Origin of the sequence: Algoriphagus sp. AGSA1 (assembly GCF_021390545.1) — a bacterium.
Lineage (GTDB): Bacteria > Bacteroidota > Bacteroidia > Cytophagales > Cyclobacteriaceae > Algoriphagus.
Genome location: NZ_JAJUWR010000010.1, coordinates 92822 through 111371, shown reverse-complemented (window position 1 = coordinate 111371; position 18550 = coordinate 92822). Strand labels below are relative to the sequence as shown.

At 41.9% G+C, this 18550-nt stretch carries 16 protein-coding genes; 10 read left to right on the top strand and 6 right to left on the bottom strand.

Annotated features, from left to right (window positions below; translation table 11 throughout):
* Nucleotides 1-34 precede the first annotated feature (34 nt).
* Nucleotides 35-910, top strand: a complete 876-nt coding sequence (gene fabD, locus LZF95_RS09620; protein ID WP_233754776.1) for an ACP S-malonyltransferase — start codon at nucleotides 35-37, stop codon at nucleotides 908-910.
* Nucleotides 911-1038: 128 nt separating this feature from the next.
* Here the strand turns inward: fabD and folK are convergent, their stop codons facing one another.
* A complete protein-coding gene (gene folK / locus LZF95_RS09615) occupies nucleotides 1039-1560 on the bottom strand; it encodes a 2-amino-4-hydroxy-6-hydroxymethyldihydropteridine diphosphokinase (protein WP_233754775.1) in 522 nt (173 codons plus the stop codon).
* A gap of 35 nt (nucleotides 1561-1595) precedes the next feature.
* Here folK and sppA point away from each other — a divergent pair, with 35 nt between their 5' ends.
* Nucleotides 1596-3362: a signal peptide peptidase SppA gene (gene sppA, locus LZF95_RS09610; RefSeq protein WP_233754774.1), complete on the top strand. Its 1767-nt coding sequence runs from the start codon at nucleotides 1596-1598 to the stop codon at nucleotides 3360-3362.
* A gap of 243 nt (nucleotides 3363-3605) precedes the next feature.
* Here sppA and LZF95_RS09605 read toward each other — a convergent pair whose 3' ends face one another.
* Nucleotides 3606-4511, bottom strand: coding sequence for a flavin reductase family protein (locus LZF95_RS09605; RefSeq protein WP_233754773.1), 906 nt, complete (start codon nucleotides 4509-4511; stop codon nucleotides 3606-3608).
* A gap of 62 nt (nucleotides 4512-4573) precedes the next feature.
* Here LZF95_RS09605 and LZF95_RS09600 point away from each other — a divergent pair, with 62 nt between their 5' ends.
* Nucleotides 4574-5431: an endonuclease/exonuclease/phosphatase family protein gene (locus LZF95_RS09600; RefSeq protein WP_233754772.1), complete on the top strand. Its 858-nt coding sequence runs from the start codon at nucleotides 4574-4576 to the stop codon at nucleotides 5429-5431.
* 91 nt (nucleotides 5432-5522) lie between these two features.
* Here LZF95_RS09600 and LZF95_RS09595 read toward each other — a convergent pair whose 3' ends face one another.
* Nucleotides 5523-7934, bottom strand: a complete 2412-nt coding sequence (locus LZF95_RS09595) for an outer membrane beta-barrel family protein (protein WP_233754771.1) — start codon at nucleotides 7932-7934, stop codon at nucleotides 5523-5525.
* Nucleotides 7935-8110: 176 nt separating this feature from the next.
* On the opposite strand from LZF95_RS09595, the gene LZF95_RS09590 reads away from it, so the two are divergent.
* Both LZF95_RS09590 and LZF95_RS09585 read left to right on the top strand, forming a co-directional pair.
* Complete coding sequence (locus tag LZF95_RS09590) at nucleotides 8111-9181, top strand: sensor histidine kinase (RefSeq protein WP_233754770.1); 1071 nt, start codon at nucleotides 8111-8113, stop codon at nucleotides 9179-9181.
* Nucleotides 9178-9879 (top strand): LytTR family DNA-binding domain-containing protein, encoded by a 702-nt coding sequence (locus tag LZF95_RS09585; RefSeq protein WP_233754769.1) that lies wholly within the window; start codon nucleotides 9178-9180, stop codon nucleotides 9877-9879. Before LZF95_RS09590 ends, LZF95_RS09585 begins: the two co-directional genes overlap by 4 nt.
* A 262-nt stretch (nucleotides 9880-10141) precedes the next feature.
* Here LZF95_RS09585 and LZF95_RS09580 read toward each other — a convergent pair whose 3' ends face one another.
* Nucleotides 10142-10675: a hypothetical protein gene (locus LZF95_RS09580; RefSeq protein ID WP_233754768.1), complete on the bottom strand. Its 534-nt coding sequence runs from the start codon at nucleotides 10673-10675 to the stop codon at nucleotides 10142-10144.
* Nucleotides 10676-10680: 5 nt separating this feature from the next.
* Complete coding sequence (locus LZF95_RS09575; protein ID WP_233754767.1) at nucleotides 10681-11862, bottom strand: hypothetical protein; 1182 nt, start codon at nucleotides 11860-11862, stop codon at nucleotides 10681-10683.
* Between the two features lie 277 nt (nucleotides 11863-12139).
* Between LZF95_RS09575 and LZF95_RS09570 the strand changes: the two genes are divergently transcribed.
* From LZF95_RS09570 to LZF95_RS09550, 5 genes are all read left to right on the top strand, one after another.
* The gene (locus LZF95_RS09570; protein WP_233754766.1) at nucleotides 12140-13411 is read left to right on the top strand and encodes a DUF4270 family protein; all 1272 of its coding nucleotides are present in this window, start codon (nucleotides 12140-12142) and stop codon (nucleotides 13409-13411) included.
* 4 nt (nucleotides 13412-13415) lie between these two features.
* Nucleotides 13416-14405 carry a kelch repeat-containing protein gene (locus LZF95_RS09565; protein ID WP_233754765.1) on the top strand — a complete coding sequence of 330 codons (990 nt, stop codon included), beginning with the start codon at nucleotides 13416-13418 and terminating at the stop codon, nucleotides 14403-14405.
* 217 nt (nucleotides 14406-14622) lie between these two features.
* Nucleotides 14623-15711, top strand: a complete 1089-nt coding sequence (locus LZF95_RS09560) for a sensor histidine kinase (protein ID WP_233754764.1) — start codon at nucleotides 14623-14625, stop codon at nucleotides 15709-15711.
* On the top strand, nucleotides 15708-16445 hold the full coding sequence (locus LZF95_RS09555) for a LytTR family DNA-binding domain-containing protein (protein WP_233754763.1): 738 nt from the start codon (nucleotides 15708-15710) through the stop codon (nucleotides 16443-16445). The genes LZF95_RS09560 and LZF95_RS09555 overlap by 4 nt, the downstream gene beginning before the upstream one ends.
* Nucleotides 16446-16809: 364 nt before the next feature.
* Nucleotides 16810-17052 (top strand): hypothetical protein, encoded by a 243-nt coding sequence (locus tag LZF95_RS09550; RefSeq protein ID WP_233754762.1) that lies wholly within the window; start codon nucleotides 16810-16812, stop codon nucleotides 17050-17052.
* 17 nt (nucleotides 17053-17069) lie between these two features.
* On the opposite strand, the gene LZF95_RS09545 is transcribed toward LZF95_RS09550, so the two are convergent.
* Complete coding sequence (locus LZF95_RS09545) at nucleotides 17070-18515, bottom strand: M48 family metalloprotease (RefSeq protein ID WP_233754761.1); 1446 nt, start codon at nucleotides 18513-18515, stop codon at nucleotides 17070-17072.
* Nucleotides 18516-18550: the final 35 nt, after the last annotated feature.

Sequence of the window (18550 nt, the reverse complement as noted above, 5' to 3'; positions counted from 1 at the left end):
CTTATATTTGCCCCGAACAAAATCACACTAGTCAATGAAGGCATTTGTTTTTCCGGGCCAAGGTGCCCAGTTCCCAGGAATGGGAAAAGAACTTTATGAAGAAAATCCCAAAGCGAAAGAACTGTTTGAGCAAGCAAATGAGATCCTGGGCTTCCGTATCACGGACATCATGTTTGAGGGAACTGCAGAGCAACTACAACAAACCAACGTAACACAGCCTGCGGTATTTCTTCATTCTGTAATTTTGGCTAAAACAACTCCTGATTTCGCCCCGGACATGGTAGCAGGTCATTCGTTAGGCGAGCTTTCCGCCCTTGTTGCCAATGACACCTTAGCTTTTGAAGATGGTCTTAAGCTAGTCCATCAAAGAGCACTGGCCATGCAGGAGGCCTGTGAGATCAACCCTTCCACTATGGCTGCTATCCTAGGATTGGCAGACGAAAAAGTAGAAGAAATCTGTGCCAGCATCACTGAAGAGGTGGTGGTACCGGCAAACTATAATTGCCCAGGTCAGCTGGTGATCTCCGGATCAAATAAGGGAATAGAAATCGCCTGCGTAAAAATGAAAGAGGCCGGAGCCAAGCGCGCAATACCCCTTCCTGTGGGAGGAGCTTTTCATTCCCCATTGATGGAACCTGCACGCGAAAAATTACAAAAAGCGATAGAAGCTACTGATTTTCATACACCAAGCTGTCCTGTTTACCAAAATGTAAGCACAACTGCGGTTACTGAAGTTTCGGAAATCAAAGCAAACCTCATCGCCCAACTGACTGCTCCTGTGAAATGGACCCAATCCGTACAAAATATGGTAGCTGATGGGGCAAAAATGTTTGTGGAGTGTGGCCCTGGTAAAGTACTCCAAGGGCTGGTCAAGAAAATACATTCTGAAGCTGAGGTTTCAGGGCTCTAAGTCCACTAAGGTCTCATAGAGAAGCGCAGAGAAATCAATACATAAGCTTGGTTCAAATTATAAAGATTTTGAATCAAGCTTTTTTATTTCGATACACACAGGAGGAGAAGCAGGAGGGTAGAAAATCATTAGCATTCCCACACCCTCACCTCACTTTCATCCTTACATTCGATAAGCATCTGTCGATTGGTTTTGCCTATAATCGGGTGAATATAATCCGGCAGGATTTCAACCAAAGGCACAAGAACGAATTTCCTTGCCCCTATAAATGGATGGGGAATGTGTAATTCGGGAGAGTCTATCACTCTTTCACCAAAATAAATAATATCAATATCCATTGTGCGATCTCCCCAGTGTTCATCTCTTTTTCTCCCAAGATCAGTTTCTATTTGCTGGATAAAAGCCAAGAGTTCAGGTGGAGAGTAGGCTGTTTTTATTTGAATCAGTTGGTTCAAGAAAGCCCCATTGGCTACTCCTCCCCATGCTTCGGTTTCATAAATCTTAGAGAGAAGTGTGACTTCGCCAAGTTTCGACACAGCCTCTACCGCTGCATTTAAAAGCATCAATCTTTCGCCTTTATTCCCTCCTAGTAATAAAACGGCTTTCTCAAACATGCTCAGTACATTATTGTTTTTGTAATCATGGTCCAAATTAGGTTATTTTGGAACTTCAAATAATCTAGCTTATGAAATTCTTAGGAAATGTACTGGCAGTCATCGTCGGGCTTTTTGTTTTTAGCATATTGAGTGTGCTTGTGATGTTTGGCTTGATCGGAATGCTGGCGGCGACGGGGAGCGACAAAGTCACGGTGAGTGAGAACACCGTCCTACACCTAGATCTGAACGGAAGAACTATCGTGGAGCGTACTTCTGAAGATGATATGGATTTCTCCAGCTTAGGCAATCCATTTGGTCAGGATCTCACTGCCGGGCTCCTCAATCTGAAAAAAGCCATAGCAGAGGCTAAAGATAACGATAAAATTAAAGGTATTTACCTCAATACCGGAATGGTATTCGCAGGTCAGGCCAGCTTGCTAGAGCTGAGGGAAGCACTACTGGACTTCAAAACCTCCGGAAAATTCATTCTTGCCTATGATGAAGCCTATACGGAAGGCGGTTATTATGTCGCCTCAGTGGCAGATGAAATTTACTTAAATCCACTTGGAGGAATAGATTTCAACGGGTTCTCCGCAGAGGGGATTTTCTTCAAAGGTTTGTTTGAAAAAGTAGGCGTGAAACCTGAAATATTCAGGGTGGGTGAATTCAAATCTGCAGTAGAACCATTCATTTTAGAAAAAAGCAGCCCCGAGGCCAGGTTACAAACCCAGTCATTTCTGGATGATATGAATCAATTTGCCCTGCATGAGATAGCTGAATCAAGAGGGGTAGCTTATGACTCACTGAAAAAAATCAATGACCTGATGCTGGTACGCAAGCCGGACGACGCTGTTACCTATGGCCTTGCAACTGATTTACTCTATTTTGACCAAGTACTTTCCAAACTGAAAGATAAACTGGGCATAGATGAAGATGATGACATCAAAACGATTAATGCCACAGATCTTAACTCTACTGTCAAATCAAAAAACATCACTTCTTCCAATAGAATCGCTGTAATAGTAGCGGAAGGTGAGATCGTCGGAGGTAAAGCAGATGGGGTGATCAGTTCTGATAAATTCGCCAAAGAAATCAGAAAAGCCCGTAAAGACGACAATATCAAAGCTATCGTCCTCCGCGTAAACTCTCCTGGAGGATCCATAGTGGCCTCAGAGGTGATCTGGAGAGAAATGGCCGAAGCCAAAAAAGCCAAACCGGTCTATGTCTCCATGGGAGAAGTAGCGGCTTCCGGCGGTTACTATATTTCTGCCCCAGCTGATACGATCGTGGCTCAGCCGAATACCATCACTGGATCTATAGGTATTTTCGGAATGATGTTCAACGCCCAGGAGCTGTTGAATGACAAACTTGGAATCACTACTGACGTGGTGAAAACTGGTGAATTGTCAGATTTCATGAATCCTACCAGACCTATGACCGATGTGGAGCGATCCATCATTCAAAACCTCATAGAGGAAGGCTATGAAACATTCATCTCACGCGTGTCCGAAGGAAGGGGAATGTCCACAGAAGCCGTGAAAGAAATAGCATCAGGACGCGTATGGACAGGGAACCAAGCAAAAGAGCGTGGCTTAGTAGATGTATTGGGTGGCCTGAATACCACCATCAAACTTGCCGCTGAGAGAATCGGTGCGGGAGATGATTATCGGGTGGTATATTACCCAGCTCAAAAATCCTGGATAGAAACCCTATTGGAAGATTTTGGGAAAAATGTCCAAACAAAAATTCTTAAGGGTGAATTAGGAACCAACTACACACTCTATCAACAGGTAGAAAAAATAAAATCCTACGAAGGCATTCAGGTGAGAATACCACAGGACATCATCATTAAATAATAAAAGCGGCCTAGGCCGCTTTTATTATTGCCTTCTTCAGCATTTCTGAGCTCGCCCAATCTTTGGCAAAAACACTGCTTTTTTCTCAGACCTGATGAAAAAGGCTCAGGTATGCTGAAAACATGAAAAGTGCATTTCAATTTTATGTATATCCTCTTTTCTGGCAGTAAAATAATAAATGCACCATAGGATTTCTTACAACTGCTCACTGAAGACTGACTGCCTACTGAAGACTATGAATACCTACTGCCCTTCAAAACTTGTTTGCAACAATATCAGCCAAGCTCTTGTCACATCATCTTCATCCAAGGCCTCTTTGGCCAATAAATGCAGATGATCAATCAGGGAATCGGGATCATGCTGGAAACGTACCCTCATTTCCTGAATCTCAGGCCCTCTCCCAAAAGCGACAACCTCTGCCTCTCCTGGCAAAACCTCCACGTTCCCCAGCCTCCCCAGATTGTTTCCACTAAGAATCATGCTATTCCTCACCGATGCGGGCATCTGGTCTATTCCTATTCCCAGATTTCTGGCAGGTTTTGGGATTTGAAAAAGAGAGGCACCATTCGCCCTACTATACCAATTCCCACCAAGTCTAGCCACGGCATCCAGCTTTTTAGGATCGATCACTCCCTTTTCATCTAGGATCTCCTGCCTCACATGAGCTGCCAGAACCTCACAGATCACCAAATTGCCCGCTCCACCACTTTCCCCAAGTGATTTCACCTCATTCACCTTGCACTCAAACGCCACATGTGCCTCCTTGATACGGGGCGGTCTGACTTCATTGCTTTTCAATGGAGTAAATCCCGCTTTTTCAAATTCGTTGACACCCTTGTCATATTCCGCACTTGCGAGGGACATCTGCTCCACCATACCAAAATGCACTATATGGATGACTACCTCAGGCACCTCCATCACATTCTGTAGGGTATGTTTTGTGGTATTATCCCTCATCCTCCTCAATGGAGAAAAAATAAGAATCGGAGGATCTGAACTGAACAGGTTGAAAAAACTGAAAGGGCTAAGGTTGACATTGCCTTCTATGTCAATCGTACTCACAAAGGCAATGGGTCTTGGAGCCACCGCTCCTTGCAATAACCCATAAAATTCAAGCGTAGAAAGGTCTTTGGGATAAATGGTTTTCATTTGATGAAATTATGATTCAATTTTAAATACTTAAACCATTTTCAAGAATAAGTTCTAAAATCATGAGAAGAACAGTAAGAGGTAGTTTAAAAACAGGTGTTTTCCTAATCGTCTTGATGATGGGAACACAAGTAGTTTCACTGGCCCAAACACACAATCTTGCCACCTTCAACATCCGCTATGCCAATCAAAGTGACATAGGGAATCTTTGGGAAGACAGACTTCCACATGTTGCCAACCTGATCCAATTTCATCAGATCGACCTAGTGGGAGTTCAGGAAGCCCTGAACAAGCAGCTGCTTGACCTTAACGAGACTCTCGGGTATGAATTCATAGGCGTAGGACGTGATGACGGAACCGAGAAAGGTGAATATGCTGCCATACTCTATAATCCTGCTAAATTTGATATACTTGATCAGGGCACCTTTTGGCTATCACCAACACCAGAAAAACCTAGTAAAGGCTGGGATGCTTCACTGAACAGGATCTGTACTTGGGGTAAATTCAGACAAAAAAACGGTGAAACCTTTTATGTGTTCAATATTCACTATGATCACATCGGCCAGCAGGCCCGTGAAGAAAGCAGCAAGCTGGTAATGGAACAAGTATCTCTACTCAACAAAGAAAATGCACCAGCAATTCTGATGGGGGACTTCAATATAACACCTGAAAACGCAGCCTATAGCACCATCACGGCGAACCCGGATTGGAAAGATGCCAAGACAGTTTCTGAAATACCCTCCTACGGCCCCGCAGGCACATTCACAGGTTTTGATTGGGACAAATTACCTGACGGGGTAATAGACCACATATTTGTAAAGGGTGACCTAAAGGTAATCCGCCATGGTATTCTCACCGATAATTACGGCAAGAAATATCCTTCCGATCACTTCCCAGTGATGGTGGAGATGGAATTTTAACCTTAAAATTTCGCTATTCGCAACTCAACGTTCGACATTCATTATCAAAAAAACATAAACGCCTGAAAATGCAGCATATAGCCAATCAAAATCACAACCTGTCATTTTCTCCATTTTCATAAGATTTATGCTGGTAATTTATTTTCTTCAACTTGCCGAAATTGTAGCTCGCCGTCATCCTAAAGTACTGAGTGTTGTTTATTCGGTCAAAAAGAATCAACGTATTCCCAAGTTGATAATCCCCGTCAGGCTTATTGGTCTGAAATATATCATTTGCAACCAATTGCAGCTTTAAAGATTTGTTGAAAAAGTCCTTTTCCAGGCTCACCGTAATCTCGGCCTGATTTTTCCTGAAGTATATACCATCGTAGCGGTTGCTCAGGTACCAAGCGATAAACTGCAATTTCAACCCGTGAAACAAAGTGAATTTATTATTGGTGTACACGTAGGCCTGCGGTCTTGTTTTGTTAACGCCAAATGATGAGCGGGTATCAACCAGTTTATTGTAACTGGCTGTGATAGTATTCATTGAAGTCCACCATCTGGTGTCAATGGGTACGATAATGCCGGCAAAAACATCATGTTGTTTAGTACTGTTAAAACCCTGTAGAATGTAGCTTTTTGGATCATCTCCTTGAACAGCTCCGCCGGTAATTGGGTCAATAGTGTGGTTGTAGCCGAATTTTAGCGTAAATGACCTGAGATTCGCCCCCAGCTCAAAAGCATAAATTTTTTCTGGAACAATATTCGGATTTCCCTGAATCGAAGTGAAAGCATCCTGATAGACAATAGTAGGATTTAAAGATTCATATCTCGGACGTGCAATTCGTGAAGTGTATGACGCAAATAGGGACTTGTTCTCACTTAGGGTTATTCCCAGAGATGCATTCGGAAACAGATTAAAGTAGCTGTTTTCAGTGAATCCGCCCGAAAGGTCAGTCTGCAGGTCGTATTCAGTAAGCTCCCCCCTGAGGCCAAAACTATAATTCAATTTTTGCGAAGTGTTTTTTTTATAAGTCACATAGGTGCCATAAATCCTCTCGTGGTATTCGAAATCCCGTGATAAGCTTTCATCTACTATAAAATCACCATCGTTAGCTGAGACCAAAAAATCAGAATCGGAGGTATTGCTCACACTACCGAATTTGACTCCTGTTTCCAATTGTCCTTGGTTTGAAAATGCCTTAGTATAATCTAACTGTGCGCTCAATATGGGGATCTCACGGTGGACAAGATTCTTTAATGTCCTATTTGTTGTCTTCCCATCAGCAACAGATTTTTCAGCGATAAGATCATCTATACTTGTTCCATTTGACGAATATTGACTTGCGATGGTCAAGGAAGAACCCAAGGTGTCCACCGACTGAAAATAATTCAGAACTATAGAGTTTTGGGTCGTAAGGTCATCTTTGTTTACGACACTTTCGAACTGTTGCTGTTCCCCATTGGCAGTGATATCATTAGTGCTGTTCTCGGTACCTCCCAGATTATTGGTCAGACCATTATAACCTATGGACAAATAGCTGTCTTCCGTAAAATTATACTGTACACCAACCCCGTAATTTGCAAAATATTTTTGTTTTCTTTTCCAATCGGTTGTAATATCTGAATTAAAAGAATCCTCTTCCTGGGATCTATTTCTTGTAGTATTCAATAGAAAACGATAGGCTCCAAGCTGCATTCCATAGTTTCCAGTTACCGAAATACGCTGTTTTCGATAATCCATGCTTAAATTGGTACTGGTATTGGTAGGCGAAAATTCTGAGAAACTGGCATTCTGGCTAAGCACTCCCTTTATCCCTTCCAGTACATCCGCGCGTGTGACAATATTAATGACAGCCTGTCCTTCAGCATCGTATTTTGCCGAGGGGTTTGATACGATTTCTATATTCTTAATTTCGGATGCCTGTATGTTCGAAAGTTGTTCGTTCAAAATACGTTGGCCGTTTAAATAAATGATGGCTGCCCCTTTACCCAGGACCGAAATACCTTCGTCTTCCACAAACACGTTTGGTGAGCGTGACAAAATCTCCTGAACGGTGTTACTGGTCGCAAGTATGGTATTCTCAACATTTACCTGGACTATTCCGTCGGATCTTGTTTCGAATAAAGGCATATTGGCTATCAGCACCACCTCTTCCAGTTCGATTTGGGCTTTTTCTACTACAATAGTACCCAAGTCAACAACTGTATCCCCTTTATATTCGACAGTGATAAAGGTGTCCTGAAATTCCAGCGAGGTGAGTTTTAAGTATGCCCTTCCGGAATTTAAACCTGATAATTCAAACTTCCCATCGGAAAAACTGACTCCCGCCACTATAGTTGAATCCAGTGGGGAGATGATGAGGGCGTTTCCCCACATAAGCTCACTAGCTGTGTTGACCACAGTTCCTGAAACGGATGTGATGGACTGTGCCCTTGATAGGGATTGTACCAAGTTAAGGAGAATAACCGTTACGGCGATTTTTGTGAAATAACCCATCATTTGTTCTGCTTTTTTCAAAACTAGGGATAGGTATAACCGGATTTTGGAAAAGTAGATGAACCAAGGACTTCTGTCTATGGATAGTCAATTGCGGATTTGTCGTCGGTTTTGGGCTGTTCGTGGCCTGTAAGGAAGTTTTTATAGACAATAACCGCCCAAGAAGACATATAAGGTTAATTTTATGCTTTCGACCTATGGAAAAATTACGGATATATTCAGAAAATCAGGTTTTAAAACATGTATTGTTTTGGATAGCTGTGTATTTATACTTCGTTTTGTCCGTTTCTAATATTAGCAGTTATGAAAGCCACAGACACATAATTGAAACATACGGACTCATCCTATTGGTGCAGATCATTACTGCCTATGTCTGTATCTATGGTTTGATACCCACATTTTTAGATAAGAAGCAAACAGGTCTTTTTGTCTTTTGGATGTTGGTTCTGTTGATTTCGATGTTTGCACTGTATCAGGCTATTAGGATGCTTTATTTCGATGTTGTCTATTTCGATTCCTACGATGAAATACAAAAAAAATATGCGGAGGAACCTTATTGGAAGCGAATTTCCTCTTTTTCCGTTTTTCTAAGCAAAAGCATTCTATACCTCACGCCTACTGCGCTGTTGCTGATGGCCCGTTTTTATAAAAACCAACAGAAACTTCTAAAACTGAATGAGCAAAAAAGAACAGCGGAACTTACAGCCTTACGAAATCAGCTCAATCCACATTTTTTATTCAATACCCTGAATAACATCTATGCCCTTGCATTGGAGAAATCAGAAAAGACGCCCGAGGTTATCGAACGGCTTTCTGATATCCTGGATTATATTCTTTACCGCTGCAACGAAAACTATGTACCTGTTCAAAAAGAAATTGAGCTGATCGAAAACTATCTATCATTGGAAAAAATACGCTATGGAGATCGCGTAGATGTTAATTTTGTCCATAAGGCTGAATCTGATCTGAATATTGCCCCTCTTCTTTTGCTGACATTTGTCGAAAACGCATTTAAACACGGGGTAACGCAAGAATTGAAAAAAGCAAAAATTACTATCTCCATTACCACAAATCAAACGGATTTACTATTCACCATCAGCAATTCAATGCCGGCTAACACCCTGGAGAAGTGTCGGGAAAATGAAGAGCAGTTGGGGCTCAAGAACGTAAAAAAACAACTGGAATTATTATATCCGGATTCATACGAGCTAGCCCTTAGTGAAAGGACATATAATTATGAGGTTTTACTAAAACTAAAGCGAAAATGAAATACAAATGCGTAATAGTTGATGACGAAGAGCTTGCCAGGGGACTCATCAAAAATCATTTGTCCAAACTTGATGATTTTGAGCTGGTCACTTCTTGTGCCAGTGCTATTGAGGCCAACAAGGTTCTTAAAAACCAAAAAATAGATCTCCTCTTTTTGGATATTGAAATGCCCGTTTTGAAGGGCACGGAATTTTTTAAAAACCTGAGCCACAAACCCAAAGTCATCTTCACGACGGCTTATCGTGATTTCGCATTGGAAGGTTTTGAGTTGAATGCCATAGATTATTTATTGAAGCCCATCTCCTTTGCACGTTTTTTCAAGGCTATAGAGAAATACTTGGATCAGAGTTCCTTTGCTATTTCTGTAGCAGAAATAAATGTGCAAGCCAAAACCGATGCTGTTTTTGTTCGAAAAGACAGGAAACAAGTAAAAGTATTCTTTGCGGATATATTGTACGTGGAGAGCGTCAAGGATTACATCAAGATCGTAACCGATGATGATAATCACCTGACCAAACAAAGTCTATCCTCCTTTTTGGAAGGACTTGACAATAGATTTCTGAGAACACACCGTTCTTACCTGGTAAATCTTGATAAAATCACCGCTTATACAAATCAGGACATTGAAATAGGAAAGGTGGAACTTCCAATTGGGGAAAGTTATAAATTGTCGGTACTGGAGCGTTTGGGCAGTTGAATTGGAAGGCTGCGGCCTGATTGACCATGACTATTTTTTGGGTAAAAAGAAACTTACGAGTCTAAGTTGCCAAGACGGACGACAATCAATCCATCCTGGTTTATTAGTCCATAACTGTCTATTTATCCCGTATTCTAAAGGACATGAGATTGTAATTCTAATGAGACCGGCCCAGGCATCAAGAGATTGGCATCACTTCTCGGTCATCCAGCCTATAAAATAAAGAAATTATGGCTATTGGTATCCTTTCGGGAATCATACTTCATAAATCCCCAATCGGAGGCCCACTCATAGGCATCGGGGTTTTAGGCTTGTTTTTTTTATGCTTCTTTGCGAGATACTTTTCCCATTTATCATATTGTCTCTCACTCAAAAATGTCGAGATCCAATTACCTACCTCCAGTTCCAAAGCTTGAATTGGCGGACTGTAGGGCTTTACCGCATCTGTGTATTCCTTCACCACGGCAAACACCCTGTCAAAGTCATTCCTGTCATCTATCGCTGCCACTTTTGCCCAATAGGAATTTTCAATGGCTACCAACTGCGGTTTGTTCGCAGTATAGATACTATCTGTTTTAACTTGATACCAAGAGATAATACGATCCATTTTTTTGTATTCGGAAGATTGGCTTTTCAGGTGCAAGCGCTTTGCAACTTCTTCCATATTGAAATCCAGGATACCCAGCAGGTTCTCAACAGGCAAATGGAAAAAACCAGACACTTTTTCTCCATCCAATTCTTGGGCAATTGAGCTATTCGCAAGCAGCATGAGCAGCACTACTAATTTTTTTTTCATCGGGGTCATTCGAATTTTCTACGGAAAAACCAAGTATCTCCAAAACTGAAGTTAAGTGTAATTGTGTTCAGAGACTCTTTGGAAATAATATCGACATCCCCCATATTTCTATACTTATAGCCTATAGCTAATCTACTGGATCTATTGAGGGGTATTCCGATAGCGGAACTCACTTCGTAAGAGGAGACTTTGGCTCCTTCGATCATAATGGACCCCGTATCGTAATTCGCTCCAAGTGAGAAGCTCATTTGTTTAATAAATTCTGAGTCGAAAAAACTGGGAACAAACTCAGCTCCGACACTATACACTTGATTGGAAATGCCGTAATCTTCGTCTGTTGCAGGAAATCCATAAAGAACATCAGCTCCAATTGTCCAAGATTTGTTTTGAAAAGAAAGTCCTGAACGAACAGTGTTGCCAAGCTGATAATCCAATTCTACTTCATCCGCTTCATACAGAACGTCCTGCTCCAGATAATTTTCCACCCGGGAAGTACCTGTCCCCTCAAGTTTGGAATACCACTGCCCAGAAGTTCCAAAGGTGAGAGTATGCTTTTCATTTTGTAGTATATCGACCTGAATACCTCCTTCCGCACCCAATCCTGTATATGAATTATTCCTATCATATAGAAATCCAGCCCCATATTGATCTAGGTAGGTTGATTCTTTTTGGAAATTCCCAAAGAGAAACGATGGTCTAATTCCTACGGAAATCCTTGAACTGAGACTAGTAGCAAAATTGAAATATGCTTTATTGATATTTCCCCAGCCCTTAAATATCCTTGTGTACCTATCGGCCATTCCTTCAAAATAATAGGTGTCGGAATAGCTGTAGTCTTGGATCGTAGCCGGACTTAAGCCCAATGAAACTGTTGATTCCGGAGAAAGTCGAAACCACATATTGAAATAATTGAGGTTAGAAAAGTTATTAGAGATGGTCTCATTTCCAGTTGCGATTCTTTGTTGGTTGTAGGACACATCTACATCAAGGATAAAGGTATGTGATAGTCCTATGCTAGTTTGCGAAGCAGGATTGATGGTGTTTAGGAAATACGGGGACCTTACCCCTGCCCCCACTCCTCCTAGGCGCTTGGCAAGTCCATAATTATCATAGGTAGGCAAACCCAGGCCTATGGTAGAATACAATGACCCATGGCCTCGCTGAGCCATGCCTAAGGTCGCGGACATAAGCCAAAAACAAATCAACAAGCATGGAAAGTATTTACTCATCTTTACATTTTTGAATGCAAGCTATATACAACAAGTAAGTGTAAGGCTGAATCTAGAGGAACAGCCGGTTTTTGTAGATAAAAGAGTAAATTATCCAGACGTAGAACCATACTGTTCAATACTCACCCCCTCTCATTTGGTAGATGGGATATAGCTTTTCCTCTAGACAATCTGCCCGTTGTTCTACTTTCTCATTATATCCATAGTAGGGAAGATAATTTTGAAACAAAAAAATATGAAGCCCAGAATAGCATTCAGCTTGCTGGTTATAATCCTATGTTCTTGCTATGAAAATAGCTTTTTAGAGGGAATTCCTGAAGTAGATATCGAAGATGATCTCTCTATCCATAAAATAGAGCTCACTGAAATTTCCTATTCCAGCTATTTTCAAGACAGTATGGTCACCAGTACACAGGAGACTTTTCTTTTGGGAAACAATACGGATCCATACAGAGGAACGGTCAAAGCAAATCCATATTTCGAATTTTCATTGAGCAGCACTGTCACCGGATTTGATGATAACACCCTATTGGATTCTATTGTATTTGTCTTAAAAATAGATGCCTCACATTTCGACACCTTACCTGAATTTGACCTTAACATATACCAACTCTCACAGCGGTTGGAATATCAAAACGATGATGATGTATTTTACGACTTTGAGACCTTCGGCACTTACAGCAATCCACTGATCACGACTAAAGTCCAATACCTTCCTTCGCGGGATTCGATCAGGATCACTTTACCGATGGAATTTGGAATGGAACTGCTGGAAAAAGCCAAAGGATCGGACAAAATATTTGAGGACAATGAAGATTTTCTGGACTTTTTCCCCGGGTTTATGCTGGAAGTAACAGGTCAGAGCCCACTGATGCTAGTCTCTAAAGAATCTTACCTCTCACTCTACCATAAAACTCCTTTAGAGCTTCGTGAAGACAGTGATGAGTACAAAATTCCCATTGGCGAATATGCTCTGGGTTATACACATCTGCAAGTCGATCGATCAAATACCCCCTTCTCTGCATCGCAGAATTACACCGCCCTTCCCTCTGAAGAAAGTCAAGATCTTGTTCTCGCAGATGATCTGGGATTTGGCGGAATACGGATTGACTTGGGTGATCTAGCCTACATCGGAGATGTACCTTATGACTATTATATCTCGGAAGCTTATCTCTACATGCCTGTCAAAAAAGCCACCTATGACGGAAAGCTCAATCAGCCCCTGCATGAATTAGATGTATATGTGATGGATAAAAACAACAACATCCAATCTTACCTGACTCAAGCCACCCTCACCTCTTTTGATGAGATTTTCCAAGAAGCCACCTACTTCAAAATCCCTGTCAAAGACTTTGTCGAAAGTCAAATTTCGGGCAGTCGGCAAACAGATGGGCTCTGGCTCGATGTCCCTTCATCCACCTCATTCAATATGGGCTATTTGGTGGTAGGCGAAAACAACACCCAATACAAATCAAAATTAGAAATCACAATTATCCCTTTAAACTAAGATTATGAAAAAACCAAATTGGCTATTATCAACTCTGGCAGCATTGATCATGCTAGTCCCACTCTTTTCCTGTCAGGACGCAGAAGATACTACCACCGAAGGAAACTGGGTAAGAAGATCCTATTTCGAAGGGAACAACCGATCCAACTCATCTTCATTCAGTGTGGGCAGCAGACATTTCGTCGTGGGTGGCTACACGGGCGATGAGTACACCAGGGATGTATGGGAATATGATGCTGCACAGAATTCATGGGTCAGAAGAGCTGATTTCCCCGGAACAGCCCGATCCAATGCCGTGGCTTTTACCATAGGCTCTAAAGGTTATTATGGCACAGGATATGACGGTAGAAACAGACTTGGGGATTTCTGGTCTTATGACCCAGAAACTGATATCTGGAGTGAGGTGAGCTCTTTTCCGGGGACTGCCCGATATAGTGCAATTGGGTTTGAATTAGCTGGTAAAGGCTACATCGGTACCGGATTTGATGGAAGCGAGCAGAAAGATTTTTGGCAGTATCAGCCTGAGACTGATACTTGGAGTTCATTTATAAGTATGGGCGGAGCAAAGCGACAGGGAGCATTTGTTTTTGTAATCAATGATGTAGCCTACATTGGTGGTGGTATCAACAATGGCTCATATGAGTATGATTTCTGGGCTTTAGACGGAACCTCTGAAACATGGACTCAAAAAGGTGACTTGGATGAAGATGACAATTATACCATCGCAAGAAGTGAGGGGGTCGGATTCAGCATAGGCTCGCTGGGATATATAGCGACAGGAACCCAGGGATCCTTACTTTCAGAAACATGGGAATACGATCCTATATTGGATGATTGGGAAGACAAAACCGCCTTTGAAGGAACAGCCAGAACCGGGGCTTCTGTCCTTTCTGACGGCAACAGGGCTTTCGTCTTGCTTGGAAGAAGTTCCGCTTTGCGATTTGATGACATCTGGGAATTCCTTCCGTTTGAAGATTCAGACGACGACGATTAAACCAGGTGCTATGTTAAGTGTAAAAAGTACAGGATAAGCCTGTCAGGTTTTGCCATTAGAAGCTACTTACTTATCAAAAGTCGATGGTACAAGCCTGACAGGTTTTGGTTAACACTGCACTAGTCCCAAGGTTTAATTTTTCTTAAAACAACTCTTCATGTTGTTATGGAAAGACCTGACCCAGTTTCATTTGCAACTTGATCTAACTGCACCAAACATGGAACAAAGGAAACTATTGAAAGGGATCGTACACCTACTGATTATCGGGGTGCTACTTTCCCAATCAATCCCCTCTTTCTCCAGACCACTTCCAGGAGGCAATATGATAAATATCAGCCTGACGAATATCAATCTGGTGCTTTTTTACATTCTTAACATTGCGATATTAATACCTAAGTACATTGAGAAACGCTCCTATCGCAGGTACTTCCTTAGCGTTCTTATTCTATTGTTGGCCTCACTTAGTATCCATCACTTGATTGACTATTACCTTTGGGATCCTTATCACATGATCAGTATAAAGAGGAATCAGTTTGATAAATTAGAAATAGCACCCTCCCCAAAGCCACAAGGCTTCCTATTTCCGCTCCCCCCCTTTTTCTTCCGAACCCTATCATTCACTTTCCGATATTTCCTGCTTTTAGGGTTGGGCACAGCATTCGAAGTACTCCTGCTTTTCGACAACGAGCGGACAAGAAATGATGAAATGGAGAAACAAAAGGCCATCGGGGAACTCAATTTCCTGAAAACCCAGCTAAACCCACATTTCCTCCTAAACGCTTTAAACAACATCTATGCGCTGGCCCGGAAAAAATCAGAGGACACAACAAACGCTATTTTGCTGCTTTCGGATATTCTGAGGCATGTCCTCTATGAAGCAGGCAAAAGCAAGATCCCTATCAAACAGGAAATAGACTTTATCCACAATTACATCAAAATGGAGAAGTTGAAATTCACTGAAGAAAATGCGCCGAATATAAACTTCAATGTAAACATACAAAACAAGGATTTACTTATTGAGCCGCTCATCCTGATGACTTTGGTGGAGAATGCCTTCAAACATGGCGTCAGCTATCTAACTCCTTCATTCATTCTCATTTCACTGGAGGAAAACGAACGTGAATTGAGATTCTCAGTAATCAACAGCATTACTAAGAAGTTTGAAGATCCCGCAGAAAAAAGACATGTGGGACTGGGGATCAAAAATCTGGAAAATCAGATGGAATTGATCTACCCCGGAAAATACTCCTTCCGACAAAAACGGGAAAACAACCTATTCAAAAGCTTTCTGACTATCAAAAAATGAACTACAAGTGTATAGTGATCGATGATGAGGCACTGGCTATCGATGTAGTAGCGGATTACATTAACAAATTCCCCAACTTGGAATTGATAGGAACGTTCGACTCGCCACTGAAAGCGATGAATGTGATTTTGACACAGTCTGTGGATTTGGTATTCCTGGATATCAATATGCCTGATATCAATGGGATTTCATTCTATGAAAATCTACCGGTGAAGCCCAAAGTGATCTTCACCACAGCATACAGTGATTTTGCCGTGAAGGGATTTGAAATCAACGCTGTTGACTATCTCGTGAAGCCATTCAGTTTCGAACGGTTTTTCATGGCTGTAAATAAACTTATGGCAGCAGGTATAAATATGCCCATACCCCAGGCTTCTTCTTCAAATTTCACCTTGAATGATTCACAGGATTACATTTTTGTGAAATCTGAATATTCCTCCATCAAAATCAACCTGAAAGACATTGTGGTTTTGGAAAGCTACAAAGATTATGTCAAAATCCACTTGCTGAACGAATTGAAGCCGATTTTAACCTTGAGCAGCATAAAGCATTACGAAACTTCCCTCTTCTCAAAAGGTTTTGTCAGAGTTCATAAGCGACACATTATCTCCATAGACAAAATCGAAAACATCAGTAGAAACCGGGTTAAGATGAAGACCAAGGAAGAGTTCATTCTGATCGGTGCCAGCTATAAGGACTTTTTCTATGAACTGGTCGTGAACAAAAACCTTTAGAGGTCAACTAAATCTTTTTCCTAATACTAAGATTTCCTGTAGCAATAAGATCACCAAGCGTTCTCATAGAGCGTTACCGACCAAATTATTTCGACCGACCTGCTCTCCCGATGAAATAAACGGGATCAGTCCTATAAATGGATCATCGTGATGCTTGACTATGTGGTAAGGATTTTTTTTGACCTGAAAAGGGCTCTCCGCTATCCCTTTATCAAAGTCCCTGACCCTGGTTGCCCAGTGGCACACTTACGATCTCGTGGTTAATAACCCTGATGCTGACAGTAACTGTAATCCACATAGCTGGTCAAAAAGCGATAAGTGGTCTTCTTGCTGTTATACACCAGATCACTCGCAAAGCGAATGCATGTGGAAAAAACCCTCAGAACTTACTAATTATAAAGGGAGTGGGTTTGAAATTGCACACGGGGGTTCAGAAGGATTTGTAGCCACCGCAGAAAGCGCTTTCACTGGCTGGAAAAATAGTCAGGGGCACAATGATGTGATGATCAACGGAGGAATCTGGATCAGCCCATGGAAAGCCGTTGGGATGAGCATTCACAAAGGTTATGCAGTGGTATGGTTTGGAAAGGAAGAGGATACTAATTGAGTCCTTCGGGATGCCTGCTATTTTCCGATGACTTTGATCAGAATGCCTTTGTCAACTTGATCTGTCAACTTCATCCCGTTGAGAAGGGAGAGTTCTTCAAAGCGCTCAGCTGACATACCAAAATGCTGGAAAGCTGCCTGTAAGGTCATCTGATTAGGGACGGTTTTGATTTTGATAATGTCAGGCTTCCGATTAAGTTTCTCTGAATCACGCAATTCCTGAAAATCCCGCATGGTCTTTTGAAAAAGAGGCTGATACGAGTCAAACTTTGCAAGGTCTGCAATCCCCATCATGCTGTAAATATTCCCGTCAAACTGAATAAGCGTAGAAAGAACACGAATGGTACCCTGCTCCTGCTTTTGATCGGCCACCATGACTAGAGCAGGCAGTTTATTGATAGTCTCTTTCTTAGATTCTACCTTGGTGAGCTTGTACTTTTCCAAAACTGCATTTGCAGCTTCCTCCAATGTAGCCCCTGGGGCAAACGTGAGCATCATAATCGCATCTCCTGTCTTAGGTGCCATTTGAAACTGCTGAGGAGTGTTTTGATGACCCCAGGCAGCTGGAATCGGAAACTGGATTTTCAGCACCGGATGGTAAAAGGTATTGTTCTCCACAAATCCCTGATTCGGATCTTCACCCACTACCAGTCCATCAATTTTCCGCAGATAACTATCTCTATTTACCTCAAATTTGGCAATGCCTGATTTCTGCTGCCAGCTTCTCGCCAAGTTTTCCACAGTGGCATTCCTTTCGTCAGGAGAAGGGTGGGTTGAGAGAAAAGGTGGGATTTCACTTGCTCCTGAATTTCCTTGTTGCCTTTCGAGTGTTTCGAAAAAGCCTGCCATTTCAACGGCATCATATCCTATCTTCGAAGAATACTCAACACCTAATTTATCCGACTGACGCTCTGCATCCCTTCCGAATTTTAATAAAGCCAGTTGCATTCCTTGGGATAATGGATCCACAAACTGACCCAACTCCGGCACCAAAATTATCCCTGCCAAAAGCCCTAATTGACTGAATAACTGATTCCGCTGCTGAATCACCGAGTGTCTTGCCGTAATATGACCAATCTCATGACCCAACACGCCCGCAAATTCCGCCTCATTATTGAAATGCGCCATAATTCCTCGTGTGAAATACACGTAACCACCTGGGACTGCAAAGGCATTGATGACCGGAGAATCCACAATTTTGAATTCGTATTCCAAGTTTGGCCTGTGGGAGATTGCTGCCATTTCATTTCCTTTGGCAGTGATAAATTCCTGAAGCTTGGCATCTTCATATAGCCCAAAAAAGGCAACTATTTCAGGGTCCGACTGTTTCCCCATGGCTACTTCCTGAGCTTCAGACATAAATACAACCTGCTTTTTGCCTGTAACAGGGTTGGTTGCGCATGCACTTAAACTTACAAGTATCGCTGCTGAACATAGCTTAAAAATGTCCTTGAAAGTTCTCATAGGTTCATGTATTTAACGGTAAGATTTTAATCAGT

Excerpts from the sequence above, each read along its gene's own strand:
- fabD (WP_233754776.1), top strand. The coding sequence starts at position 35 with ATGAAGGCATTTGTTTTTCCGGGCCAAGGTGCCCAGTTCCCAGGAATG.
- sppA (WP_233754774.1), top strand. The coding sequence starts at position 1,596 with ATGAAATTCTTAGGAAATGTACTGGCAGTCATCGTCGGGCTTTTTGTT.
- LZF95_RS09605 (WP_233754773.1), bottom strand. The coding sequence starts at position 4,511 with ATGAAAACCATTTATCCCAAAGACCTTTCTACGCTTGAATTTTATGGG.
- LZF95_RS09600 (WP_233754772.1), top strand. The coding sequence starts at position 4,574 with ATGAGAAGAACAGTAAGAGGTAGTTTAAAAACAGGTGTTTTCCTAATC.
- LZF95_RS09590 (WP_233754770.1), top strand. The coding sequence starts at position 8,111 with ATGGAAAAATTACGGATATATTCAGAAAATCAGGTTTTAAAACATGTA.
- LZF95_RS09585 (WP_233754769.1), top strand. The coding sequence starts at position 9,178 with ATGAAATACAAATGCGTAATAGTTGATGACGAAGAGCTTGCCAGGGGA.
- LZF95_RS09580 (WP_233754768.1), bottom strand. The coding sequence starts at position 10,675 with ATGAAAAAAAAATTAGTAGTGCTGCTCATGCTGCTTGCGAATAGCTCA.
- LZF95_RS09575 (WP_233754767.1), bottom strand. The coding sequence starts at position 11,862 with ATGTCCGCGACCTTAGGCATGGCTCAGCGAGGCCATGGGTCATTGTAT.
- LZF95_RS09570 (WP_233754766.1), top strand. The coding sequence starts at position 12,140 with ATGAAGCCCAGAATAGCATTCAGCTTGCTGGTTATAATCCTATGTTCT.
- LZF95_RS09565 (WP_233754765.1), top strand. The coding sequence starts at position 13,416 with ATGAAAAAACCAAATTGGCTATTATCAACTCTGGCAGCATTGATCATG.
- LZF95_RS09560 (WP_233754764.1), top strand. The coding sequence starts at position 14,623 with ATGGAACAAAGGAAACTATTGAAAGGGATCGTACACCTACTGATTATC.
- LZF95_RS09555 (WP_233754763.1), top strand. The coding sequence starts at position 15,708 with ATGAACTACAAGTGTATAGTGATCGATGATGAGGCACTGGCTATCGAT.
- LZF95_RS09550 (WP_233754762.1), top strand. The coding sequence starts at position 16,810 with ATGTGGAAAAAACCCTCAGAACTTACTAATTATAAAGGGAGTGGGTTT.
- LZF95_RS09545 (WP_233754761.1), bottom strand. The coding sequence starts at position 18,515 with ATGAGAACTTTCAAGGACATTTTTAAGCTATGTTCAGCAGCGATACTT.